The organism is Xanthomonas arboricola (assembly GCF_003353015.1).
In the GTDB taxonomy this organism is placed as follows: Bacteria; Pseudomonadota; Gammaproteobacteria; order Xanthomonadales; family Xanthomonadaceae; genus Xanthomonas; species Xanthomonas arboricola_E.
Genome location: NZ_QREM01000009.1, coordinates 1,236,044 through 1,254,112, shown reverse-complemented (window position 1 = coordinate 1,254,112; position 18,069 = coordinate 1,236,044). Strand labels below are relative to the sequence as shown.

The window sequence follows — 18,069 nt, the reverse complement described above, 5'->3', positions numbered from 1 at the left end:
CTACTCCTGCATCACCACCGGCATGGACGGGCCGACCACGCTGGCGAGGTTGATCACGTCCCAGTTGGTCAGGCGCACGCAGCCATGCGATTCGGTCTTGCCGACATGGCCCGGTTCCGGCGTGCCGTGCAGGCCGTAATGCGGCTTGGACAGATCGATCCACACGCGGCCGACCGGATTGTTCGGGCCGGAGGGCAGGGTGGCCTTCTGGTCGCCCTTCTTCGCGTCCCAGAACAGCTTGGGGTTGTACTTGAACACCGGATCACGCGCCACGCCCAGCACCTTCCAGCGGCCGATCGGCAGCGGATCGTGCTTGCTGCCGGAAGAGACCGGGAACTGCGCGTACACCTTGCCGTCGGCATCGAACAGGCGCAGCGTCGACTCGGACTTGTCGACCACCAGCCTGGCCGGTTTGGCCAGCGGCGCGACACCGTCGATGTTCGGCACCTGGATCACGCTGCCGGCCTTGCCCAGGTCCACGCCGGGGTTGAGTTGGCGCAGCAGCTCCGGCGCGGCATGGAACCGTTCGCCCAGCGCTTCGTCCACCGAGGTGTAGCCCAGCGAGGTCAGCTTGGCCTGTTCGGCCGGTCCCTTCGGAATCGGCTGGAACGGTCCGGCTACATCGGCATCGGTGAGCGTGTATTGCACCAGCGCCGGCGTGCTGTCGGCCTGCAAGGCCTGCCAGGTGGCGTCATCCAGCTCGCCGGTCACCTTGATCTTGTGCGCGGCCTGAAACCCCGACACCGCACGCTTCTGGTTGGAGCCACGCTCGCCATCGATCTGCCCCGGCGAGAAGTGCGCACGATCCAGCAACACCTGCGCATGCAGGTCCGAGCGCGGACCAGTCGGCACGACGGTCGCAGCGGGCGTTGCTGCCGGGGCAGGTGCGGCGGCGGGTTGCGGCGCTTGCGCCAGTGCGGACAGGGAGGTGCCCAGAGCAAGGGCGAGCAGGCAGGCGCGAGCGTGGATGCGTGGTGGCATGAGCATGTCCGAAAGAGGCATGCGCGCACCTTGCCCGAGCCGCCTGCGTGGTCTGCGTGAAATCGCTGCACCGGGACTGACTGGCGCACGGTCCCGATGCGAAGCATGCGTGCATACCTGGCATCGCGCCGTCGCGCGGCTGTCGATTCGGTACATCCTTGCTGTCCGTGCTTCTCCCGGGACGATGGAGTGCGTTGTGCAGGGCGCAGCAAGCGATCGCCTGCATGTCAGGCAGGCGATCGATACGGGGCAGTGCAAACCCGGTCCCTGCAGCTGCAGGCATCGCGCCGCAGCTGTCTGCAGGTCCGCCGTCAGTAGGTGTAGCCCAAGGTCAGCATGTACACCCGCCCGGTCTGCACATAGGCGCCGTCGGCACCGGGGTCGTAGGCCATGTAGCGCCTGGACCTGCCCTGGGTTTCGTAGAACGTGGCGGCATTGAGCAGGTTCTTGGCCGACACTCCCACATCGATGTGGTGCGGCAGGTGATAGGTCGCAGTGAAGTCCAGCGACCTGACCGGTTGCAGGTAATAGTTGAGCCGGTCGCTGGTCAGGCCCAGCAATTGCAGGCCGGTGTAGTTGTAGCTCAGGTCGGTGCGCAGATGCGTATCGTCGTAGAACAGATCCAGGTTGTAGATGCGCTCGGGTGCGCGCGGCAGCCAGGTCTTTTCCGGTTGATCGCTGCGTCTGCTGTCCGCCTGGCTGTGCTGCAGCGTGAGGTTGGCGCTGACGCCGACGTTGCTCCACAGTCCCGGCAGTCCCTGCAGGCGCTTGTTCGCTGCCAGCTCCAGTCCATACAGCGTTGCGGTGCCGCCGTTCTGCGGCATGGTCACCGGCACGCCGTTTTCGAAGGTGGTACCTGTCGGTACCAGCCCGCCCAGCGTGTTGTCGTTGCTGGTCGCCGACTGCGAGGTGTAGATGAAGCCGGTGATGCGCTTGTAATAGGTCGATGCGCTGAGCACGCCGCCGCTGTGGTCGTAGAACTCGGCGGACAGATCGGCGTTGTCGGCCTTGCTCGGATGCAGGTCGGGATTGGGCCTGGAGATGCCGACCACCCGCTGGGTATCGTCGATGGTGTACACCGTCTCGCCGGAAATCAGGCCGAATGCCGGGCGGCTGAAACTGCGACGCAACGAAGCGCGGTAGACGGTGAGATCATCCGGGCGATAGTTGACGCTGATGCCCGGCAACACTTGTCCGTAGGTGCTGCCGGTGCCGACGAAGCTGCCGGTGCTGCCGTTGCCGCTGGACTGCCAGGATTCGGCTGCATAGCGCGTCAATTCGTAGCGCACGCCGGGCAGCACGCTCACCGAGCCGACATGCAGCGCGGCCATCGCATAACCGGAATAGATCGCCTCGGTGCTGGAGGTGGTGTTGGCGTTGTAGTCGTTGGCGGTATAGACACCGGCGCCGTTGGGATCGTTGACGTATTTGTAGGGCAGCGCCTGCGCGCGCATCCAGCTGCGGTCCAGCAGCTTGAACGGACCGGCGTAGCGGCCGTCGAAGGCGTTATAGGTGAGGCGCCCGGGAATCGCGCTCAGCGGCGGCCCGCCGGCGGTGGGGAACGCGTAATTTGGCCCGCCAAAATAAGGCCCGTTGGTGACGAAGTTGCCGTCCTTGTGGAAGAACGGGTGATCGTAGGCGCCGCGATCGGAGTGGTCGGCAGACAGGCCGAGCTTGACACTGTCCAACACATCGCCATCGACCTGGTAGGTGATATCGGTGTGCGCGTTGATGCGATTGTCGTGGCTGCCGGCGTCATGCCCCTGCACCTTCCACAACAACGAGGTATCCAGGTTGTAGAAGAAGTCCTGCAGGGCAGGCGTGCTTGGCGCGATGCTGGGATAGCGCGGGTTGCCGAGGTCGAAGGCGAAGCTGCCGGGCGTAAAGCCATACAGGCTCGCCGACACATAGTCCGGGCGGCTGCGGGTGCCGCGACCGACCGAGCCGCCATAGTCGAAGCGCAGGCGCTCCAGCGTGGTCTGGCCTCCCAGCTGCAGCGTCGCCAGCTTTTCCTCGATATCGTGCGTGTTGAAGTAGCCGCCGCGCACCGCGGTGGGCTGGTTGCGATAGGTTTCCAGGCGCGCGCTGGACTGGTCCTGTTGTCCGGTGACGCCGTAGCTGCCGTAGATGGCACGCGCATACAGCGCGCTGTTGTCGCCTTGCCAGTCGAGCGAGAGGTTGCCGCCATAGCGTTCGATCTGGCTGGTGTAGAGGCTGTACTTGTAGCGGGTGCTGATCAACGGCCCGACGTCGCGCAGGTCGGTTGCAGCGGCCAATGCGGGATCGGCCGGCAGGTATTTGCTGTTGGGTGCCGGCGCCTGCGCCATGTTGTTGTTCCGGCCGTAATACGCCGATGCGTAGAGGCCGAAGGCATGGCCATCGCCGAATTTCCAGGCCAGCTCCTGCTGGAAGGTGCCGCCGGTGTGCTTGCCGCCCAGCTGCGAGGCCAGCGCGTTGAACTGGCCCTGCGCGGTGCTCCTGGCGTAGAGATCCTGGCCGAAGTCGAAGGCATTGGGCGTGCGCATGTCGATCGCGCCGCCGATCGAATCGCCGGGCATGTCGGGCGTGGGGGATTTGGACACCTGCACCGACTGGATGCCGAACGGCGCCAGCATGTTCAAAGAGATCGCACGCGTCGACGAATCGGTTTCCGGCATGCCGAAGCCGTTGAGCGTGTAGGCGTTGTAGCTGGCGTCCATGCCGCGAATGCTGACGTAGGCGTTTTCGCCGGTGGTGGCCTGGCCCAGATGCATGTCGCTGTATGCCGACAGGCCCGGCATGTGCGACACGACATCGGCGATGCCGCCCGAGGGGATCGCATCGATCTGCTGCTTGCTCATCACGCTGTTGACGCTGCTGGACAGGCGCTGCTCGTTGAGCGATCCCGGCGTGGCGGCGTGCTTGGCCTGCACGTTCACCGAATCCAGCGTGGTGGTGCCGGGCTCCGGCGTCTCGGCAAACGCAGGGGCGGACAGCGCCAGCGCGATGGCGCAGGTCAGGCGATGGATGGTGCGGGGGTGCTGCATGCAGTTGGCTCGCGTGGTTGGAGAACGTGGAGTGCCCGGCCCTCGTGACGCGGGTACGGGTGTGCATCGCCGATGCCTTCCATTGCGACAGCGTCGTGCCTGGGGCCGGGGTTGCGACGACGATCGCGATCGCACCCGCGACTCAGTGCCTGAGGTCGACGCCCGTGCAGTGCGCCTGCGCCAGCTGCGGATTGCAGCGTGCGACGGCATCGCCATCGAAACGCACCACATAACCGTTGCCGGCCGGCTCGTGCGCGGGGAAGTCGGTGCTGAGCAACTGCGCGCCACTGGCCAGCATGCGGTCGCGGCGGGTGGTGTCGTGGTGCAGCGCTTCCTTCAGGTCTGCGTCGGTCCGCGTACGCACCAGATAGCCGGCTTTCACCAGCTGGGTGATCGTCTCGGCGGGGCCATCGTTGAGTTCGGTGAACGCGGCATCGTCTTGGCCAGGCACGGCATTGGTGAAGCACACGCGTCCGCGCAACGATGGATGCCCGGGCAGGTAGCTCGCGCCGGCCGCCCGTTGATCGAGCAGGAATACCACCTTGCCGCGTGCCTGGTCCAACGATGGCCAGCCGTGCGCGCGCACTGCGGCGTTGAGCGTGGCTGCGCTGCCACGGACCTGATCGGGGCTGAGGTACTCGCCGGGTCGAAACACCGAGCGCAGTTCGGCATCCAATGCATCCATCGCCGCCGGATCGAACGGCTCCGGCTGCACGGTCGGAAAGGCCAGTTGCATCGGCGCCTGCTTGGTTTCCAGCAGGATGAAGATCGGCACATGTCCGGGATGCAGCATCGACCACGCGCGCACGTCCTGCAGGCAGGCGATCAACGGCTGGCAGGTACTGCGCTGGTCCACATCCTGCACATGCATGACCTTGAAGCCAGGCTTGGCCATCACCCCGGCAGGAGCGCTTGGCGCTGCGGGCGGCAAGCCGGCCTTGGCAACCTGCGCGACGATGGCCGGATGCGCGTAGCGGCCGCCGTTGGCGTCGGCGAAGACATCCAGCTCAAGTTGCCGGACGCCATCGTCCAGTTGTTGGGTCAGCGGCGGATGGCGGTAATCCAGTGCCGCGAACAGCGCCGGACTCAGTTGTTGCAGCAGCGTCGCTTCGCTGGGGGCAAAGCCGGCGTGGTAGCTGTTGTGGCTGCCGATGTATTGCAGATCGGTGAGGCGGGGCGCGGCATGCGCGGTCACGCCGGCCATCAGCAGCAGGCCAAGGCATGCGGCACTGCGCCTGTTGATTCGCTTCATGCGCGGTGACTTCGCTCTGCGGTCCTGACCCGGATGCAAAGCCGTAACAACAGGGGGAAAGCGCATGCAGCCAGGCCGGAAAGAAGGTACCCGCCATCATTGAGGCCAAATCTGACGCACCGCTTTCCGCCGTGTTGCCGTCGTGCGTCACAAGGCGAAAAACGCGCCATGGCATCGCTTCTGGCGACACGCAGGGCTCAGTGCACTGCGGTTTTCCGCAAGGCATGCGCCAGCAGCCGTGCCTGCACGCGCTCGGCACTGCTGCGTGGCGTCTCCAATGCCATCCGCTGCAGCGCGGCGGCATCGTTTGCATCGCCGGTATCGCGTGACAGCAGGGCGCGGAAGAGGGTCATCAGTTTGGCGCTGTTGCCGGCCGTTGCGCGTTTGAGCCAGGTCAGGGCACGCAGCACGCGCTGCTCGACCTCGCTGAAGTCGCTGCCGAGCGGGTAGTCGGGCAGGCTGCCATCGCGACGGAACGGCGCCAGCGCCTGTTCCAGCGCCTGCGGTGTGTTGCGTCGTGCACGCGCAGGCAATGCGGGGTCGCCACGCAGCTTGCGCGATGCCTTGGCGCTCGCCAGCAATGCGTCCTGGAAGCGTGCATCGCAGATGCCGGCCATCGCCAGTACGCAGTCCTGGTCGGTCTGGTGGCGCAGGTCGGCGATGCCGTACTCGGTGATGTACAGGTCGCGCAGATGGCGCGGGATGGTGGTGTGGCCGTAGTTCCAGCGCACATTGCTCGCTGCGTGCGCGCCGGCATCGCGCGTGGCCCGCAGCATCAACGCGCTGCGCGCCTGCGGCAAGGCATGCGCCATCGCCACGAAGTTGTACTGGCCGCCGACACCGGAGACCACGCGGCCATCTTCCAGCGCGTCGGACACCGCTGCGCCGAGCGCAGTGGCCATCATGCAGGAGTTGAAGAAGCGCGCATCGCGGCGTTGCAGGCGCTGCAGTGCCTCGTTGCCGCCATACAGCTGGTTGATCTGGCTGATGCGGCGCATGCCGATGGCCTTGCGCGTCTGCGCCTCCAGATCGTGCAGCCAGCGGTAGAAATCCGGCGAGCCGAGATAGAACGCCCCATGCAGGAACTCGCCTTCGCCTGCCAGGCGTGCGTGATCGGCCGTGTCGGCGCTGCCGTCGGCGATGCGCTGCATCAGCGGCAGATCGTCGTGCACCTTGCGGCGGATCACACCGCAGTCCACCAACTGCTTGAAACCTTCATTGAGCATTTCGCTGCAGCCATACAGGCCGATCTCGAACGGTGCCAGGCCACCGCTGGCGCGCACCGCAGGATGCTGTTCCAGCTCCGGGTCCAGCGCCTGCAGCACGCGCCGGTAGGTGGCGTTGTCGGTGTGTCGCAAGACCAATGCATGGCTCAGTGCATCGGCCAGGGTGCCGATGCCGATCTGCAAGGTGCCGCCATCGCGCACCAGCGCGCTGGCATACAGGCCGATGGCGTAGTCGACGGTGTTCACCGGTTGCCTTGGCAAGCCGAACAGCCGCGGCGACGGACCGGGCAGGTCGATGACCAGGTCGAAGAACGCCTCCTCCACCGCCGCGGTACCACCGATCCACGGCAGTTGCGTGTCCACTTCCGCCACCAGCATGGGACGCGGCAGGCCAAGTGCCCGCACTGCATCCAGCGTGTCCTGGGTGATGTCGTTGTTGCACGACAACGACAGCCGCGTGCCGCCCGGTTCGCGCGCCACCTTCTGCACGATCAGGTTCGGTGCGCGCTGCGCCACTGCGGCAGCAGCGTGGGTGTAGTTGAGACTCGTGTAGTCGGCCTGCGCCTGGGTGGAGTGCAGCAGCCCGCCGGACTGCATGTAGAACTCTTCCACCTGCACATGCGCCGGTAGCGCATCGCGCAGCATGTCATCGACATAGGCAAGACGCGGGAAATCCTCACCGAAATGGCGGGCGATGAACGGCGCCGCAAAGCGCGCCTCCAGCCCCGCGCCCGGCTTGGGTGGGTTGAGCGACAACGCGGTATACAGCGCCAGTGGCCGCGTCGGCGTGTGCTTGAGCTGCGCATACAGCGCGTTCAATAGCCGGTGCGGCTTGCCGATGCCCAGCGGCGCGCCGACACGCAGCGGGCCGTCGAGGCGTTGCAGGATGTGCGCAACAGCGCTGGGCAGGTCGGTCAGGTGGTCAGTCATCGGTGCAGGGTAGCCGAGGCGATGGCGGGGTGGTGACCTGGATCGCCGACAAGGCCGGGTTGATGCATGCGTTCCCGCAAGGCTGGTGGGACGCACTTGACAGGTCAAAGTTTTACATGCGTAATCTTTAAAAATTACGGATGTAATCGCATGCCGATCAGCGAAGCCGAAGCAGTGGTGATGCAGGTGCTCTGGGATGCGGCGCCGCGCAGCGCCGACGACGTGGTCGCCGCGCTGGCTGCCCACAGCGCCTGGGCCGAGCCGACGGTGAAGACCCTGCTCAACCGCCTGCTTGGCAAGGGTGCCATCCGCGCGGTGAAAGAAGGGCGGCGCTATCTCTACTCGCCGGTGCTGGCGCGCGAGCAGTGGGTGCAGCAGCAGAGCGAGGGATTGCTGCAACGTCTGTTCGGTGGGCGGGTGTCGCCACTGGTGGCGCATTTCAGCGAGCGCGGAAAACTCAGCGCGTCCGATATCGCGGACCTGAAAAAGCTGATCAAGGAGCTGGACGATGAACCCTGAGGCCTGGGTCCTGGTGTCGCGCGCAACGCTGTACATCACCGTTGCGCTGCTGGTCTGCCTGTTCCTGCGTCGCCCGCTACGCAAGCTGTCGGGTGCCACCGCGGCGTATGCGATCTGGTCCTGCGTTCCGCTGGCCCTGGTGGCGGCCTGGTTGCCAGGCCCGTCTCTCGGCGTGGCGGTGCCGAGGCTGCCGGCGCTGGCTGCCCTGCCGGCGCTGTCCAGCGTGCAGGGCCATGGTCAGGCGTGGACAAGCTGGCTGGCGGCAGCGTGGCTGGGCGGCGCGGTGGTGATGGCGCTCGCCGTGTGGGCGCGGCAACGGTGGTTCCTGCGCGGCCTGGGGCCGTTGCACCGGCTCGACCACCGGCTCTGGTCGGCCACGCGCGATCTCGGCCTTCCCGCATCGCTAGGACTCTGGCGTCCGCGCATCGTGCTGCCGGCGGATTTCGGCGTGCGCTACAACGCCGATGAGCGTGCGCTGATCCTGGCACATGAGCGCATGCATCTGCGCCGTGGCGATCTGCATGCGAATCTGCTGGCAGCGCTGATGCTCTGCATCGGCTGGTTCAACCCGCTGATGCATCTGGCCTGGCGGGCATTCCGGCTGGACCAGGAACTGGCCTGCGATGCGGCCGTGCTGGCGCAACATCCGGGCAAGCGCCGCAGTTACGCCACCGCCATGCTCAAGACCCAGCTTGGTGCCGGTTGCACGCGACTGGCCTGTCATGGGCTGCGTCGCCGCCGTTGACGCAGCGGATCGCGGCACTACGCGGTTTACCCGCAGCTGCCGGGCATGCGCGCTGGCGGGTGGCGATGGTCCTGCTGCTGGCGGCGACGATCAGCACCGTTGCCTGGGCCGTGCAGCCGGCGCGCATTGCGTTGCCGGCACACCCGGCGCCGGCGGCCGGCAACGCGGTGGGTTTTTCCACGATGCAGCCGCCGCGGTATCCGGCAGCCGCGTTCGACAAGGGCATCGAAGGTTTTGTCGAACTGCAGATCCAGGTCAGCCCGGGCGGTGTACCGCAGCACATCGCCGTGGTGCAGAGCAGCCCGGCCGGCGTGTTCGATCAAGCGGTACTGGAGGCAGCGCGTCAATGGCGGCTGGCACCGGCGTCTGCACATGGCAGGGCGATTGCTTCCACGGTGCGCGTGCCGGTGATGTTCGAACTGGATGCGCCGGAGCCCACGACTGCCGATGCCGACGCTACGCGATCACAGGCGCCAGCATCCAGCCGTCTTGCCGGTTGTGCCTCGGCAGGCTGCGCACTGCCGGAGAAGCCGTGATGCGACTGGCGTCGATACCTGTTGCAGTCCTGGCGCTGTCGCTTGGCGCATGTGCAACGCAGGGCGTGCAGGAACAGCAGCGCAGCCAGCGCCAAGATTCGGTGGACCAGCGCATGCTGAGCGCGCAGCCGGCAGGCGACGGCAACTCCTCCCTCCAGTCCTACGCATTGGCACCGGCGCAGCGTTTCCGGATGCCGCGCGCGCTGCGCAGCGATGCGCCGGTGCTGCCGGCCGACTCGCCACGGCAGACCCTGCCGCCGACCACCGTATGCGCGCATGTGATCCTGGCCGCCGACGGTGCGGTACAGCGCGTCGAGCCCATGGCCGATCGCGACGAATGCGCGGCCGGCCTGCTGCCGGACAACGCCGATCTGCTGCAGGCGGTGCGTACCAACGTGCAGCAATGGCGGTTCGTGCCGGCCGCGCTATGCACGTTTGCCGCCGGCGTGGCGCCGCCGGCGGCGCTGGACGACTGCAGCGGCGCGATCAGCGAGGAACCGGTACCGGTGACGCTGTCGTTCGCGTTCACCTTCGAAGTGCGGCAGGGCAAGGTCAGCGTGCGGCAGGGCAAGGTGGCGCAATGAGCGCGCTCAGTCCAGCACATGCACGCTATCGGCGATGCGCTGCACCTCATCGGGATTGTGGCTGACGTAGAGCATCGGCAGGCGGATCTCGTCGCGCACGCGCTGCAGGTAGGGAATCAGTTCTTCGCGGCGCGCCTGATCCAGTGCCGACAAGGGCTCGTCGAACAACAGGATCGCCGGTTGCGACAGCAACGCGCGGCCGATCGCCACGCGCTGCGCTTCGCCCCCGGAGAGGTTGCGCGGCCGGCGTTGCAGCAAGGGCGCGATACCCAGCAGCGCCACCACGTCGTCGAAGCCGAATGGCGCCGCGCCACGGGCGTGCCGGCCATAACGCAGGTTGCGGCGCACATCCAGATGCGGAAACAGCCGCGCATCCTGAAACACGTAGCCGATCCTGCGCTTGTGCGTGGGCAGGTCCAGGCCTTGCCGGGCGTCGTACAGGCAGCGCCCGTCGATGCGGATATGCCCGGCCTGCGGCCGCACCAGCCCGGCGATGGCGTTGAGCACCGTGCTCTTGCCCGCGCCGGAGGGGCCGACCAGGGCCACCACACGGGCCTGGTCCTGGATATGGACATGCCGTTGGAACTTGCCGCGCTGCAGGTGCAGGTCGATATCGAGCATCAGCCGTCCTCGCGCGGATGCGGTCTGCGCACCAGCCACTCGGACAGCAGCAGCGCCGCCAGCGAGATCGCCAATGCAACGCCGGCCAGCCGCCATACGCCCGATTCCATGCCCGGCACCTGCATCAGCCCGTAGATGGCCGACGACAAGGTCTGGGTTTCGCCAGGGATATTGGACACGAAGGTGATGGTCGCGCCGAATTCGCCCAAGGCCTTGGCGAACGCCAGCACCATGCCCGCGACCAGGCCCGGCCAGGCCAGCGGCAAGGTGATGCTGAAGAACACCCGCCACGGGCCCGCACCGAGCGTGGCGGCGGCCGCTTCCAGGCGACGATCGGTCGCTTCGATGGACAAGCGGATCGCGCGCACCATCAGCGGGAACCCCATCACCGCGCATGCCAGCGCCGCGCCGGTCCAGCGGAATGCGAACTGGAGGCCGAGGTGCTCCAGCAACCAGCTGCCGACCGGTCCCTGCGTGCCCAGCACCACCAGCAGCGCATAGCCGGTCACCACCGGCGGCATCACCAGCGGCAGGTGCAGCAGGGCGTCCAGCAGCGCCTTGCCCGGAAAGCGCCGCCGCGCCAGCAGCCAGCCGCAGGCGATGCCCGGCGGCAGGCTGGCGATGGCCGCAACGATGGCGACCTTGAGACTCAGGCCGATCGCGGTCAGCTCCTGCGGGGTGAACATCGACAACGGCGCGCCTCAATCCTGCAACGAAAAACCACGGCGCACGAAGATCGCCCTGGCCGGCTTGCTGCCCAGCCACTGCACGAACGCGGCGGTGCCGGCGTTGCTGCTCTTCTTCAATGCGGCCACCGGGTACACGATGGCCTCGTGGCTGTCGGCGGGGAAGGTGGCGACCACGCGGACCTTGGGGTCGGCGCGCGCATCCGAGCCGTACACGATGCCCAGCGGCGCTTCGCCGCGCGAGACCAGCATCAACGCGGCGCGCACGCTTTCCGACTCGGCCAGGCGATTGCGCACGCCGTCCCACTGGCCGAGCTTGCGCAGCGCTGCGGCGGCATACTTGCCGGCCGGCACGCTGTTGGTCTGGCCGACCGCCAACCGGCCGTTTTCGCCGAGTGCCTGGGCAATGGCTCCAGGTTTGCGCGGATCCACGCGCAGCTTGCTGGTGGCCGGGGCGATCAGCACCAGGGTGTTGCCGAGCAGGGTGTGGCGCTGCGCCGGCAGCACCAGGCCGCGCTGCTGCAGATAGTCCATCCATTCCAGGTCAGCCGAAAAGAACACGTCTGCCGGTGCGCCTTGTTCGATTTGGCGTGCCAGTGCGGAGCTGGCGGCGTAGGAGACACGCACGGGCGTGCCGGTTGCGGTCTGGTAGGCGGCCGCGGCCTCGTCCATGGATTCCTTCAGGCTTGCCGCAGCAAACACCGTCACCGGCGCGGTCTGCGCCGTGGCCAGGAGGGGCAGGGCAAGCACCAGCACGCAGAACGCGCGCTGCCAAAAACCGATCGTGCGCATGGGGGGCTCCAGCAGGGTCAGGCACCGATCATAGCGGCTGCGCGCGATGCGCCGCGTGGCGGTCACGCCGACGCGTCAGCGAATCACCCCGTCGCAGCGGCCGGCCTGCAGATTGGTCTGCAAGGCCGGCCGGATCAGCCTGGGCTCGGGCAGCGTGGCATCGCGTGCCTGGCGCTGCGCCACGAATGCATCGACCTCCACGCCATCGCGCACGTGGATGTTGCTGCGCCGCTGTTCGCCGATGCTGGTCTGGTAGGCCACGCCGCGGCCGCCCGGGCCGTAGTCGTGGCAGACGAACACGCGCGTGTCCTCCGGCAGCGCGTACATGCGCTGGATCGAGGCGAACAGCTGCCGTGCGTCGCCACCGGGGAAATCGCAGCGCGCGGTGCCGGCGTCGGGCATGAACAACGAATCGCCGGGGAACAGCGCATCGCCGATCAGATACGCGATGCTGTCGCTGGTATGCCCGGGCACCGCGATGACACGCACCTGCAGCTTGCCCAGGGCAAAGCGCTCGTCATCGGCGAACAGGTGATCGAACTGCGAGCCATCGGCACGGAAGTCGTCCGGCAATGCATAGCGTGGCGCAAGCGTCTGCTGCACCTCCCGGATGCCGTCGCCGATGCCGATGCGTGCCTGCGGCCAGTGCTGTTTCAGCCACTGCGCGGCAGACAGGTGATCGGCATGCGCATGGGTTTCCAGCAGCCACTGCACCTGCCAGCCGTGCTGGGCGACGGCATCGACGATGGCTTGCGCGGCGCGTGTGCCGACCGCGCCGCTGTCGGCCGCATAGTCCAGCGCCGGATCGATCACCGCTGCCGCCCCGGTCGCCGCGTCGGCGACCACATAGGTGAAGGTGTTGCTGTCGGCGTGAAAGAACGCAAGCACCTCGGGCTGCATCGGCGTCTCCATCTCAGGGCGCGGCCAGCGCCGCATTGAGCACCGCGGCCAATCGGTCGCCGGCCACGCGCAATTGGGTCTCGGCGACCGGACGATAGGTCGCGATGTAGTCGTCCGGCAACACATGCTTGCCCGGATAGACGCCGGGCGTGATCGCGATCCTGCACGAGGCCTGCGCCCAGGCCGCAGCCGGCGGTGGCAGCACCGGCGATGTCGCAGCGGCCGCCGGCAATGCCAGCAGGCGCTGCAGATACGCATCGTCATCGAGCTGGCGGTCGTTGAGCATGCCGCTGTCCCACAGTGCGTGCAGGTTGCTGCCCTTGCCAGCGACCTGCAGCTGGAATGCATTGCCGCCCTTGTCGTGCGCGTAGCCGGCATGCATCGGCTGGTGGATGTCGCCGACGAAATGCACCACGAACTTCAGGGCCTGCCGGCGCACGTCCAGGGGCTGGCTGCGGTCGGCAAGCAGCGCGGTCTGCCGGTCCAGCGCGGCGATCACGCAGTTGCCGTCCGGGCAGTCGCGCTGCGGCTCGTACGCACAGTCGTGCTCGCCAAGATTGACGTAATGCCATGGCCCGGAGCGCTTGCCCAGGTCCGGATCGTGCTCGCGCAATTCGTCGGCCCAGGTGGCGACACCGGCCAGTGTCGGATTGGCGTCGCCCTTGAGCAATTGCGCCACCTGTGCCCGCGCCTGCGGGCTCAGTTCGGTCTCGGCAATGCGCGCCACCAGGCGGTGGCCTTGCGGCCCCCAGGCGAAGGCGCTGATGGGCTGGAATGCCGCGGCAACGGTTGCGGCAACAACGAGGAGGCGAGGGGAGAAGGTCTTCATCCGGCAATTGTACGCATCGGTCCGGGACGGTTTGATGGCCGTCCCGGTCCGACCACCGCCACGGCCCGGTGTCGCGTCTGCGGCAGGCTTAGAAATAGACCAGGTACGACACGCCATAGGTCAGCGGATCGATCCGCGCCTTGCCCAGCCGGCTGCCATTGAAATCGACATTGCTGCGCGAGTCGGTCCAGCGCGCATCCACGCGCAGGCCGCTGCGATCGTTGAAGATGTAGTCCACACCGATATGTGCAGTGGCGCCCACCGAGTCGTCGAAACGCAGATCGCCGTTGCCGAAGGCGTCCTCGACGTCCTCGCCGACAAACGTGGTGTAGTTGATGCCGACGCCCACGAACGGCGACACCGTGCCGTAGCCATTGATGTGGTATTGCAACAGCACGCTCGGCGGCACCGACCAATAGCTGCCCACCTTGCCCACGCCCTCAAGCTCCAGATCGTGCTTGCCCGCCACCGCGGCATGCACCTCGATGCCGAGATTGTTGCGCAGGAAGTATTCGTAGGTGAACGACAGCGTCGGGGCGCCCTTGATCTCGGCACGCGTGCCGCCGAAGCTGCCGCTGTCGGACTTGGGCGAGACATAGCCGGCGCCGTAGCCCGTGGTCCAGTGGCCGGCCGATTGTGCAAGGACGGGTGCGGCCGAGGCGGCCAGTGCGATGGCGAGGGCGGTACGGATCAGCATGCTCATGGAATCCCCGGATAGGTCGGACAGGCGGTCGACGTGGCCAGCCTGTCCGCAACTCCGGCGGTGGATTCACGTCCCTGGACGCCAAGTGTGCCAGAGATGCACCGCGCACGCTGCCGGGCTCAGAACCGGTGCACGTAGGCCAGGCCGTAGACCAGCGGATCGATGTTGACCGTGCCGATGCGGTTGCCGTCCAGGCGCGCCTCGGTATCGATGTCGATCCAGCGCAGGTTCACCCGCAGCGCGCCGCGCTCGCTGAGCTTGTAGTCCACGCCTGCATGCAGGGCCAGGCCCCAGGAGTCGTCCAGTTCCAGCTCGCTGCCGGCCAGCGCGCCGTGCGTGTCGGTGCTGAAGAACCGGGTGTAGTTGATGCCTGCGCCGACGAACGGCGAGAGCTTGCCCTGGCTGTTGAAGTGGTACTGCAGCGAAATCACCGGTGGCAGATGCTTGGTGCTGGCGACACGCCCCAGCCTGCCGAGCGCGATGTCGTGCTCGAACGGCAGCGCAGCCAGTACTTCGATGCCCAGGTTGTCGGCGATGAAGTATTCCGCGGTGAAGGTCGGCTTGATGTCGTTGTCCACGTCCGCTTCCAGCGTGCCGCCGACCAGGCGGCCGTTGTCGGACTTGGGAGCGACCTGGTGGGCACCGACGGCAACGGTCCAGTCGCCTTTGGATTGAGCCAGTGCGGGGGCGCTGGCGAAGGTGGCGGCCAGGCCGGCGAGCAGAAGGGTGGAGCGCATGCGCATGGAAATTCCCGTTGGGTGCAGAAGATGGAGGAAGTCTTGGGGCTTTGCCCGATGGATGCCTTGATCCTGATCAATCCGTCCGCGCAATGCCGTTGTGGGTCATGCGCGGACGTGAGCAGGGACCGGCAGCGACAACAACGATCTGCGCCATGCCGGTGATCGCACCGCCGCATCGCGTCTGACCTGCAACGCGATGCGCCTGGCGCAGGCGACGGCGAGGCAGGAGCGCTGTGGCCTGCATGCGCGCTGGGGCATGCAGCGAGCGGAGGGCTGCAGGAATCCAGCACTTACTTGGCCTTGGCGAGCTTGGGCGCATCCACTTCCGGCATCGCCGAGCTGTGGTGGTTGATGATCAGCCACTTGTCGTCGCGCTTTTCGTACACGAAGGTGTAACGCGCCTGCACCTTGCTCTTCTTGCCGTCCTTGTCGGTCAGCGTGAAGGTATAGACGCCGGCATCCACTGCGCTGTCGTCATCGAGCACGCGCACGGTGCGGTAGTTGACCACGCCCTGCGGCTTCTTGGTCAGGAACATCTCGAAGTATTTTTCGATCTGCGCACGCGAGGCGCGCACCTCGTTGGACACGGTCGGCAGCAACACACCGTCCGGGGTGTACAGGTCGGCCACCTTGTGCGGGTTGCCGGTGGCCAGCGCCGCGTTCCAGGTGTCGAACAGCGCAGCGACTTCGCGGGCTTCGCCATCGGTGGGCAAGGTGGCCTTGTCGGTGTAGTGCATCACGCCGCCAGCCAGCGCCGGGGTGGTGGCCAGGGCCAGGACCAGGGAGAGAAGGGTGCGACGCATGGGGGAATCTCCGTTGCGATGGATGGGTGCCTCAGCAGGCACGGCCAGTATCGAAATCCACGGAGCGCCAAAATTCCGCCGTTCGGCATATGCGTCGATACGCCTTTCAGCGTATCGACGTCGAAAGCAAGTAACTGAATTGGATTGGATATATCGAAAAAAAAGGCGTGGTTTCGATTGTCGCGTCCGTGGCGCACCTCGGATCGTCACGGGCCTTCAAGTCAGGCAGGCGTCAGCCCATGCCGCATCGTGCCTGCAGCGCCGAGCTCATCACCTTGTCGATTGACGGCACCCACACAGCGTGCCCACCTCCCGATTCCCGATTCCCGATTCCCGATTCCCGATTCCCACCCCGCATGCACCACGGCACAACGTCCCCACGCCAGATGCTGCAGCGCTGGCCGCAGCACGGCTGCGCGAGTGCGACGCTGCTAGAATGGCGATCCCTTTCCATCCGCCGCGCCATCGCGGCCGCAGGAGCTAGTGAACATGGCAATCAAGGTTGGCATCAACGGATTCGGTCGCATCGGCCGCAACGTGCTGCGCTCTGCGGTGCAGAACTTCGCCAATGACATCGAGATCGTGGCCATCAATGACCTGCTCGAGCCCGATTACCTTGCCTACATGCTGCAGTACGACTCGGTGCATGGCCGCTTCAAGGCCGATGTGTCGGTCGACGGCAACACGCTGATCGTCAACGGCAACAAGATCCGCCTGACCCAGGAACGCGACCCGGCCAACCTCAAGTGGGATGCGGTCGGCGCCGATGTGGTGATCGAGTCCACCGGCCTGTTCCTGACCAAGGAAACCGCGCAGAAGCACATCGACGCGGGCGCCAAGAAGGTGATCCTGTCGGCACCGTCCAAGGACGACACGCCGATGTTCGTGTTCGGCGTCAACGACAACACCTACAAGGGCGAAGCGATCGTCTCCAACGCTTCGTGCACCACCAACTGCCTGGCGCCGCTGGCCAAGGTGATCAACGACAAGTGGGGCATCAAGCGCGGCCTGATGACCACCGTGCACGCGGCCACGGCAACGCAGAAGACCGTCGATGGCCCGTCCAACAAGGATTGGCGCGGTGGGCGCGGCATCCTGGAGAACATCATTCCGTCCTCCACCGGTGCCGCCAAGGCCGTGGGCGTGGTGATTCCCGAGCTCAACAAGAAGCTGACCGGCATGAGCTTCCGCGTGCCGACCTCGGATGTGTCGGTGGTCGATCTCACCGTCGAACTGGAAAAGCCGGCCACCTACGCCGAGATCTGCGCCGAAGTGAAGGCGCAGAGCGAAGGCGCCTTGAAGGGCGTGCTGGGTTACACCGAAGACAAGGTCGTGGCCACCGACTTCCGCGGCGAAACCTGCACCTCGGTGTTCGACGCCGACGCCGGCATCGCGCTGGACTCGACCTTCGTCAAGCTGGTGTCCTGGTACGACAACGAGTGGGGCTATTCCAACAAGTGCCTGGAAATGGTGCGGGTTGTCGCGAAGTAATCCTTGCGCTCAGGCGACGAGTGAAGGCCCCGGCATGCCGGGGCCTTTCGTTTTTGTGTGTGCCGGAATGTGAAGCGTGCAGATGCCGTCGCCGCGCCGTCGTCAGTACGTAAAGTGGACTTTGAGAGGCCCACGTGCGCTAATTCGCGGGCACGGCGGCCGTTCCCGTGTCGTGTACGAAGGATCGGGGAACTCCATGGATCGAGAGAAAACTCATGAATAAATTTCTGGCGGGCGTATTGGCGCTCGGTGTGGTGATTGCGGTGTCGGCTCCGTCGACCACGTGGGCAGCGAAAAAGCAGACCGGCACGCCGGCCTGGATGAATGCCGATGGCGAGGTGATCAAGTCGTCCGATGTCGAGGCGGGCTACGGCGAAACGGTCAAGGGCATCAACGATTACGAAGGCGAGATCACCGGCAAGCCGGCACCGGACAGCAAGTTCACCCAGCTGAAGATCGGCATGCCGATGAAGCAGGTCACCGACCTGATTGGTCAGCCCAACGACCAGGGTTCCTACGTGACCGGCAAGGCGTTCATCCCGTTCTTCTTCGGCGGCGACCGCTACCGCTATGAGATGGCCTACAAGGGCCAGGGGCGCCTGGTGTTCGCCGGCAAGTCGATGGACACCGGCGGCAACCTGATCTGGATCATCCATAACAAGAACGACAGCGGCTACCGCGAATGACGTTAAAACGCCCGGTTCT

At 66.3% G+C, this 18,069-nt stretch carries 16 protein-coding genes and 1 pseudogene; 5 read left to right on the top strand and 12 right to left on the bottom strand.

Annotated elements, in window-relative coordinates; genetic code table 11:
* From C0541_RS15945 to C0541_RS15930, 4 genes are all read right to left on the bottom strand, one after another.
* Window positions 1–924 carry a L,D-transpeptidase family protein gene (locus C0541_RS15945; protein ID WP_193725951.1) on the bottom strand — a complete coding sequence of 308 codons (924 nt, stop codon included), beginning with the start codon at window positions 922–924 and terminating at the stop codon, window positions 1–3.
* Between the two features lie 368 nt (window positions 925–1,292).
* A complete protein-coding gene (locus tag C0541_RS15940; RefSeq protein WP_115049821.1) occupies window positions 1,293–4,007 on the bottom strand; it encodes a TonB-dependent receptor in 2,715 nt (904 codons plus the stop codon).
* Window positions 4,008–4,149: 142 nt separating this feature from the next.
* Entirely contained in the window at window positions 4,150–5,211 is a 1,062-nt protein-coding gene (locus C0541_RS15935) for a phosphatidylinositol-specific phospholipase C1-like protein (protein ID WP_429001352.1), read from the bottom strand.
* A 245-nt stretch (window positions 5,212–5,456) separates the two neighbouring features.
* Window positions 5,457–7,415, bottom strand: coding sequence for an acetyl-CoA hydrolase/transferase C-terminal domain-containing protein (locus tag C0541_RS15930; RefSeq protein ID WP_161960099.1), 1,959 nt, complete (start codon window positions 7,413–7,415; stop codon window positions 5,457–5,459).
* A gap of 150 nt (window positions 7,416–7,565) precedes the next feature.
* Between C0541_RS15930 and C0541_RS15925 the strand changes: the two genes are divergently transcribed.
* The 3 genes and pseudogenes from C0541_RS15925 (at window position 7,566) to C0541_RS15915 (ending at window position 9,799) form a co-directional block, all read left to right on the top strand.
* A complete protein-coding gene (locus C0541_RS15925; RefSeq protein ID WP_161960098.1) occupies window positions 7,566–7,934 on the top strand; it encodes a BlaI/MecI/CopY family transcriptional regulator in 369 nt (122 codons plus the stop codon).
* Window positions 7,924–9,215, top strand: a pseudogene (locus C0541_RS15920) (TonB family protein). The gene C0541_RS15925 and the pseudogene C0541_RS15920 overlap by 11 nt, the downstream one beginning before the upstream one ends.
* Window positions 9,215–9,799 carry a hypothetical protein gene (locus C0541_RS15915; RefSeq protein WP_115049815.1) on the top strand — a complete coding sequence of 195 codons (585 nt, stop codon included), beginning with the start codon at window positions 9,215–9,217 and terminating at the stop codon, window positions 9,797–9,799. Before C0541_RS15920 ends, C0541_RS15915 begins: the two are co-directional and overlap by 1 nt.
* A 6-nt stretch (window positions 9,800–9,805) precedes the next feature.
* Here C0541_RS15915 and modC read toward each other — a convergent pair whose 3' ends face one another.
* The 8 genes from modC to C0541_RS15875 all read right to left on the bottom strand — a co-directional run bounded on the left by modC (window position 9,806) and on the right by C0541_RS15875 (window position 15,873).
* On the bottom strand, window positions 9,806–10,420 hold the full coding sequence (modC, locus tag C0541_RS15910; RefSeq protein WP_115049813.1) for a molybdenum ABC transporter ATP-binding protein: 615 nt from the start codon (window positions 10,418–10,420) through the stop codon (window positions 9,806–9,808).
* Complete coding sequence (gene modB, locus C0541_RS15905; RefSeq protein WP_193725950.1) at window positions 10,420–11,106, bottom strand: molybdate ABC transporter permease subunit; 687 nt, start codon at window positions 11,104–11,106, stop codon at window positions 10,420–10,422. Before modB ends, modC begins: the two co-directional genes overlap by 1 nt.
* 15 nt (window positions 11,107–11,121) lie before the next feature.
* Window positions 11,122–11,898, bottom strand: a complete 777-nt coding sequence (gene modA, locus C0541_RS15900) for a molybdate ABC transporter substrate-binding protein (protein WP_115050420.1) — start codon at window positions 11,896–11,898, stop codon at window positions 11,122–11,124.
* Window positions 11,899–11,973: 75 nt separating this feature from the next.
* A complete protein-coding gene (locus C0541_RS15895) occupies window positions 11,974–12,798 on the bottom strand; it encodes an MBL fold metallo-hydrolase (RefSeq protein ID WP_115050418.1) in 825 nt (274 codons plus the stop codon).
* A 13-nt stretch (window positions 12,799–12,811) separates the two neighbouring features.
* Window positions 12,812–13,744 carry a S1/P1 nuclease gene (locus C0541_RS15890; protein WP_429001350.1) on the bottom strand — a complete coding sequence of 311 codons (933 nt, stop codon included), beginning with the start codon at window positions 13,742–13,744 and terminating at the stop codon, window positions 12,812–12,814.
* On the bottom strand, window positions 13,716–14,330 hold the full coding sequence (locus tag C0541_RS15885) for an OmpW/AlkL family protein (protein WP_115049807.1): 615 nt from the start codon (window positions 14,328–14,330) through the stop codon (window positions 13,716–13,718). Before C0541_RS15885 ends, C0541_RS15890 begins: the two co-directional genes overlap by 29 nt.
* A 119-nt stretch (window positions 14,331–14,449) precedes the next feature.
* Complete coding sequence (locus C0541_RS15880) at window positions 14,450–15,073, bottom strand: OmpW/AlkL family protein (protein ID WP_115049805.1); 624 nt, start codon at window positions 15,071–15,073, stop codon at window positions 14,450–14,452.
* Between the two features lie 287 nt (window positions 15,074–15,360).
* Window positions 15,361–15,873: an SgcJ/EcaC family oxidoreductase gene (locus C0541_RS15875; RefSeq protein ID WP_115049803.1), complete on the bottom strand. Its 513-nt coding sequence runs from the start codon at window positions 15,871–15,873 to the stop codon at window positions 15,361–15,363.
* Window positions 15,874–16,362: 489 nt separating this feature from the next.
* Between C0541_RS15875 and gap the strand changes: the two genes are divergently transcribed.
* Both gap and C0541_RS15865 read left to right on the top strand, forming a co-directional pair.
* Window positions 16,363–17,364 (top strand): type I glyceraldehyde-3-phosphate dehydrogenase, encoded by a 1,002-nt coding sequence (gene gap, locus C0541_RS15870; RefSeq protein ID WP_115049801.1) that lies wholly within the window; start codon window positions 16,363–16,365, stop codon window positions 17,362–17,364.
* 215 nt (window positions 17,365–17,579) lie between these two features.
* On the top strand, window positions 17,580–18,050 hold the full coding sequence (locus tag C0541_RS15865) for a hypothetical protein (RefSeq protein WP_115049799.1): 471 nt from the start codon (window positions 17,580–17,582) through the stop codon (window positions 18,048–18,050).
* Window positions 18,051–18,069 lie beyond the last annotated feature (19 nt).

Excerpts from the sequence above, each read along its gene's own strand:
- C0541_RS15940 (WP_115049821.1), bottom strand. The coding sequence starts at position 4,007 with ATGCAGCACCCCCGCACCATCCATCGCCTGACCTGCGCCATCGCGCTG.
- C0541_RS15935 (WP_429001352.1), bottom strand. The coding sequence starts at position 5,211 with ATGGCCGGCGTGACCGCGCATGCCGCGCCCCGCCTCACCGATCTGCAA.
- C0541_RS15930 (WP_161960099.1), bottom strand. The coding sequence starts at position 7,415 with ATGACTGACCACCTGACCGACCTGCCCAGCGCTGTTGCGCACATCCTG.
- C0541_RS15925 (WP_161960098.1), top strand. The coding sequence starts at position 7,566 with ATGCCGATCAGCGAAGCCGAAGCAGTGGTGATGCAGGTGCTCTGGGAT.
- C0541_RS15915 (WP_115049815.1), top strand. The coding sequence starts at position 9,215 with ATGCGACTGGCGTCGATACCTGTTGCAGTCCTGGCGCTGTCGCTTGGC.
- modC (WP_115049813.1), bottom strand. The coding sequence starts at position 10,420 with ATGCTCGATATCGACCTGCACCTGCAGCGCGGCAAGTTCCAACGGCAT.
- modB (WP_193725950.1), bottom strand. The coding sequence starts at position 11,106 with ATGTTCACCCCGCAGGAGCTGACCGCGATCGGCCTGAGTCTCAAGGTC.
- modA (WP_115050420.1), bottom strand. The coding sequence starts at position 11,898 with ATGCGCACGATCGGTTTTTGGCAGCGCGCGTTCTGCGTGCTGGTGCTT.
- C0541_RS15895 (WP_115050418.1), bottom strand. The coding sequence starts at position 12,798 with ATGCAGCCCGAGGTGCTTGCGTTCTTTCACGCCGACAGCAACACCTTC.
- C0541_RS15890 (WP_429001350.1), bottom strand. The coding sequence starts at position 13,744 with ATGGCGTGTCGTACCTGGTCTATTTCTAAGCCTGCCGCAGACGCGACA.
- C0541_RS15885 (WP_115049807.1), bottom strand. The coding sequence starts at position 14,330 with ATGAGCATGCTGATCCGTACCGCCCTCGCCATCGCACTGGCCGCCTCG.
- C0541_RS15880 (WP_115049805.1), bottom strand. The coding sequence starts at position 15,073 with ATGCGCATGCGCTCCACCCTTCTGCTCGCCGGCCTGGCCGCCACCTTC.
- C0541_RS15875 (WP_115049803.1), bottom strand. The coding sequence starts at position 15,873 with ATGCGTCGCACCCTTCTCTCCCTGGTCCTGGCCCTGGCCACCACCCCG.
- gap (WP_115049801.1), top strand. The coding sequence starts at position 16,363 with ATGGCAATCAAGGTTGGCATCAACGGATTCGGTCGCATCGGCCGCAAC.
- C0541_RS15865 (WP_115049799.1), top strand. The coding sequence starts at position 17,580 with ATGAATAAATTTCTGGCGGGCGTATTGGCGCTCGGTGTGGTGATTGCG.